This window comes from Hydrocoleum sp. CS-953 (assembly GCF_002260545.1).
In the GTDB taxonomy this organism is placed as follows: Bacteria; Cyanobacteriota; Cyanobacteriia; order Cyanobacteriales; family Microcoleaceae; genus Trichodesmium.
Genome location: NZ_LGSU01000813.1, coordinates 1 through 4807 on the forward strand (window position 1 = coordinate 1; position 4807 = coordinate 4807).

Annotated in this window: 4 protein-coding genes; 3 read left to right on the top strand and 1 reads right to left on the bottom strand. The window is 35.7% G+C overall.

Going from position 1 to position 4807, the window contains the following annotated elements; translation table 11 throughout:
- The 3 genes from AFK68_RS41450 to AFK68_RS10220 all read left to right on the top strand — a co-directional run.
- A partial coding sequence (locus tag AFK68_RS41450) for a DUF3134 domain-containing protein (protein ID WP_246844099.1) occupies nt 1-492 on the top strand: 492 nt, incomplete at its 5' end.
- 99 nt (nt 493-591) lie between these two features.
- Entirely contained in the window at nt 592-1680 is a 1089-nt protein-coding gene (gene mraY, locus AFK68_RS10215) for a phospho-N-acetylmuramoyl-pentapeptide-transferase (protein WP_094672611.1), read from the top strand.
- Nucleotides 1681-2161: 481 nt separating this feature from the next.
- Nucleotides 2162-3088 carry a glycosyltransferase gene (locus AFK68_RS10220; protein WP_094672612.1) on the top strand — a complete coding sequence of 309 codons (927 nt, stop codon included), beginning with the start codon at nt 2162-2164 and terminating at the stop codon, nt 3086-3088.
- A gap of 367 nt (nt 3089-3455) precedes the next feature.
- Here AFK68_RS10220 and AFK68_RS10225 read toward each other — a convergent pair whose 3' ends face one another.
- A complete protein-coding gene (locus AFK68_RS10225; protein ID WP_094672614.1) occupies nt 3456-3953 on the bottom strand; it encodes a 2TM domain-containing protein in 498 nt (165 codons plus the stop codon).
- Nucleotides 3954-4807: the final 854 nt, after the last annotated feature.

The following is a 4807-nucleotide window of genomic DNA, read 5'->3' on the forward strand; positions in this document are numbered from 1 at the left end:
GTAGTTCCACAACAGGTAGTTCCACAAACTCCCGTACAGGAAACTGTAGTTCCACAACAGGTAGTTCCACAAACTCCCGTACAGGAAACAGTAGTTCCACAACAGGTAGTGCCACAAACTCCCGTACAGGAAACTGTAGTAAAACCAACGGTATCAACAAGCATTGTAGAAGCAACGGCAGAAAAAACAGTAGGAATAGCAGTCGGAGCAATTAGCCGTAGAAATAATCAATCCAAGTCACCAACAGTCACACTCTATAATCCCTCTCTACTTCTGATACCTCGCCATGAACCTGCAGATGTAATTACTGCCCAACGAGACTCATCTCTAGTTGATTGGTTAGAATCATCAGGCAAAATGCTACCTAGAGACCCCGTTGAATCAGAGAAATACTCAGAAGAGGAAGAAGAAATCTCAGCATTAATAGCTGTAGATGACAGTTTTAATGATGATGATGTATTGGATGAAAATGCAGATGAACCAGTTGAATAAAGATTTTTGATGACCAAAAAGCTACTCGGTTATTAGCTAAATTTTCAATTTATTGATCAAATTTAAACTCTAAAAAAGTGTGTGTGCAGGAGGTTTTTTGTGCAAAATAAGCTGACTTTAAGCAAGTCTCTCACCTTATCGGGAGAAAATTTATTATTGGGTCTAGGTTTAGGATTAAGTTTATTTGCCTTGATTCTAGATGGTATGGCTAATAGGATTTTCAGTATCGGCTCTCTTACTATACCCCTAATTATTTGTGGCCTAGCAACTGTAAGTTTAGGTTATTGGGCTATACCTATACTAAGAAAGCTGAAAGCTGGACAAATAATCAGAGAGGATGGCCCCCAAGCTCACTTACAAAAAGCAGGGACTCCAACTATGGGAGGCATATTTTTTATACCAGTGGGAGTAGCGATCGCCCTGATATTGTCCAGATTTCACCCAGATGTAATAGCTGTATCTTTACTTACTATAGCTTATGGCTTTATTGGTTGGCTAGATGATTGGCAAATTTTGCAACGCAAGTCTAATAAAGGAATATCTCCGAAAATGAAACTAGCTTTGCAGATTGGTTTTGCTATTCTATTCTGTGGGTGGCTAGCATGGAGTCAGCCTAGCACAATTACTAATATTGCTTTACCTTTTGGTCTACAATTATCTTTGGGATTATTATTTTGGCCTCTGGCAGGTTTTGTTTTAGTTGCTGAAAGTAACGCTACAAATCTGACTGATGGTGTTGATGGGTTAATGGGCGGTTTGGGAGCGATCGCTTTTTTAGGATTAGGAGCTTATTTGGCCCCTACCTCTTTAGAGCTGATGATTTTCTGTGCTTGCATGAGTGGTAGTTGTGTTGGTTTTGTTGCTCATAATCGTAACCCTGCTAAAGTGTTTATGGGTGATACAGGTTCTTTAGCTTTGGGTGGTGGTTTAGCAGCAGTTGCTTTACTGACTAATACTCTCTGGGTACTTTTAATTATTAGTGGAATTTTCTTAATTGAAACTCTTTCTGTAATTGCTCAAGTGAGTTATTACAAAGCAACAAAAGGACCTGATGGAGTAGGCAAACGGTTATTTAAAATGGCTCCTTTTCATCATCATTTAGAACTATCAGGTTGGTTAGAAACTCAAGTGGTAGGAACTTTTTATTTAGTTAGTTCAATTCTAGCTAGCTTCTGCTTATTAAATTAGAAAATAGGGAGTAGTTCTTTTCGGANATCAGGTTGGTTAGAAACTCAAGTGGTAGGAACTTTTTATTTAGTTAGTTCAATTCTAGCTAGCTTCTGCTTATTAAATTAGAAAATAGGGAGTAGTTCAATAATTAATAATTAACAATTAATAATTAATTATTACCTCTTCTTGAAAAGAAGATGATTGGTTAAAAGGGCAATTTTTGTCTTTTTGATCCTTTAACTTGAAACCCTGATTTTTCGGTAATAGGGAAAATTAACTGATAGTTTATGGGTAATAGTAATAATTTATAGCGCTGTGCGCAGGCAAAAGGCAACAGGCAACAGGGGGAATAAATTGCCGATAATATAAGACTTTGAGCTGCTTGGCCTCTCCTGCAATTTGTAAATATACCAGCGCTCATTGCTATATCTTAAACTTGTGATTTTTGAAGATGTCTAATAGTCATTGAAATTTTTACCAACTTCCTTGAGTGGAGAAAATGACAAAAGTTTCTGTAGTTATACCAATTTATAATGGTGAGAAAGACTTGCCAGACTTGATAGAATGTCTGCGATCGCAAACTTATTCTGCAGACCAAGTAGAATATTTACTGGTAGATAATAATAGTAGCGATCGTAGTAGTTCGATAATTCAAGCAGCAGCAGAGTCAAAGGAAATTACAATTCGCCCACTGACAGAAAATCAGATTCAAAGTTCCTATGCTGCTCGTAATGCTGGTATTCGAGCAGCTAATAGTGAAATACTTGCTTTTACTGATGGTGACTGTCGCCCCCAACCTCAATGGTTAGAAAATTTAATTCAGCCATTTTCCGATCCTAATGTTGGTATTGTAGTTGGGGAAATACTTGCTTTACCAGGTGATAGTTTATTAGAAAAATATGCTGATAAACAAGAGACTCTTTCCCAAAAACATACTCTAGCTAATCAATTTTGTCCCTATGGTCAAACTGCTAATTTAGGTATCAAAAAGCAAGCATTTGTAGAAGTAGGATTATTTCGTCCTTACTTAACAACAGGTGGAGATGCTGATATTTGTTGGCGAATTTTACGAGAAACATCTTATCAGTTTAAATTTGCCGAAAAGGCAATAGTTAAACATCGACATCGTTCAACTTGGAAAGATTTACAAAGTCAATGGCGCCGATATGGAAAGTCAAATAAATATTTGCATGAACTCCACGGCATTGATTTAATGAGAGAGTTGAAAACAAAAGAATATGTTTATCGTTTGAGTAGATGGTTATTAAAAGAGTTACCCTTAACAACCATGAAATTAATATCAGGTAAAGCAGAATTAGTAGAGTTATTTAATACTCCTATTGGTTTGCTAAATGGTAGGGCAAGAATTATAGGTCAACAAGAAGCAAAATTATCAGAAGAAGCGCGAATAATTGACAAGTTTTAGTTAGATTATATACAGATAAATCAAAGTATTTTGTGTGGAAAATCTAGCAATTTATGATTTGCCTTAAAATCGGCTCAACTGTGCCATAATGATATATGATGAGATATTTGTAGCACAGGAATCTTGCCTGTGAAGGGCATACCTGATTTAGAGGTAATTCATTGTAAATCTTATCAGATTATGAGTTTCCTTGGCGATCGCTTTCTTAAGCAGTTAGGTCAGGGATATCTTGTTTTATTTATATAAAAAAACTCAAAAACAAGTAATATTAATTCCTTTGAATTAATTATCAAAAGATATTCTATCCTCCAACCAACTTAATAAATNTCCGAAAATCCCTATACTGAGCAAGTATCCTAATCCTTATTCAAGACTGTAAACTCTTGAAAAATTTATCCGCCAAAGAACCAATAGATTGCCCTACCTGTTTCTTTAAACGCCATCTTTGAAAAGCATTTTCATAATCTTCTCCTTCAACTTGAAAAGTTTTCCAAGCATCCAAAGCTAACCATAATCCCCACAATAATAAAATTGGTAAAGACCAAGAAAGAGTATGAGCAGTTACTAAATTAAGTAGCACTAAAAATGAATTTACAATGCCATATTTAATTGCACTTTGCTTTAATTTTTCTCGGCGAACTTGATTAAAAACTTGTTTTTCCTGGAACTCGCCCCTTTGGGTAAGCCATTTTTGTTCTGCTGCTGCTAATTCTTCAGGAGAAATACCCATCTCCTGGGCAATTTCTAATACTTGTGCTTTTGTCAGTTCGCCTCCTTCCGAACGCTTTGTTAAGGCAAGTTGAAGAATTTGCTGAACATCATCTTGAGCGTAAGTTTGGGTAATTTGGTTTTGTGGGTTTGTCATTTCAGTTATCAATTATCAGTTATAAGTTAACAGTACCTCCTGCTGAATTAGGAGGTAAGGAAATCCGAAATTTCCTTTTTGATCCCTTGGAAAGGGCAGGCTATTGACCTTATTTATTGGTCACAACTCTAATACTTAAATTTTCTTAGGACTTACGCAAAGAAACCCGGTTTCTACGATAAATCCTTGTTTTGANGGAAATCCGAAATTTCCTTTTTGATCCCTTGGAAAGGGCAGGCTATTGACCTTATTTATTGGTCACAACTCTAATACTTAAATTTTCTTAGGACTTACGCAAAGAAACCCGGTTTCTACGATAAATCCTTGTTTTGAGCAATAGACGTCTAGGAGAAACCGGGTTTATGGGTTCTCCTGCGTAAGTCATGTTTCTAATTATTTAGATGATATATAGCAATTATAATAATTGGTGAGATACAAATTTTTGATTTTAGGGAATAGAAAATAGGGAATAGAAAAAAAGACTTTACCTCATTAATTATGATAACTACTATATTCTAGTTTGCAATAAATACCAGGAAATAAAAATGGAGGATTCCTACCTGTTAAGAGGGGAAATTTCTACTAAATATTTTCTGTAATTAACTACCTAGCTGAAAAGTCTAGCTTAAAGTCCCCCCATTCCAGAAACTGGATGATTTTTGAAACTATTTGTGACATCTTTAGAACGCTTTTCAGATGGATGAACCAAATATTCAGAACCAAAATCCAGTAGGGAAGTTCCATGGAACGTCCCTACGGTGGTCTACTTAAATGAAAACTGCTGTAAAGTGAATTGGTATAATAGAGTTGTTGGGAAATAACTTAGATTACAAAAAAAATAAAATGAAAACAGA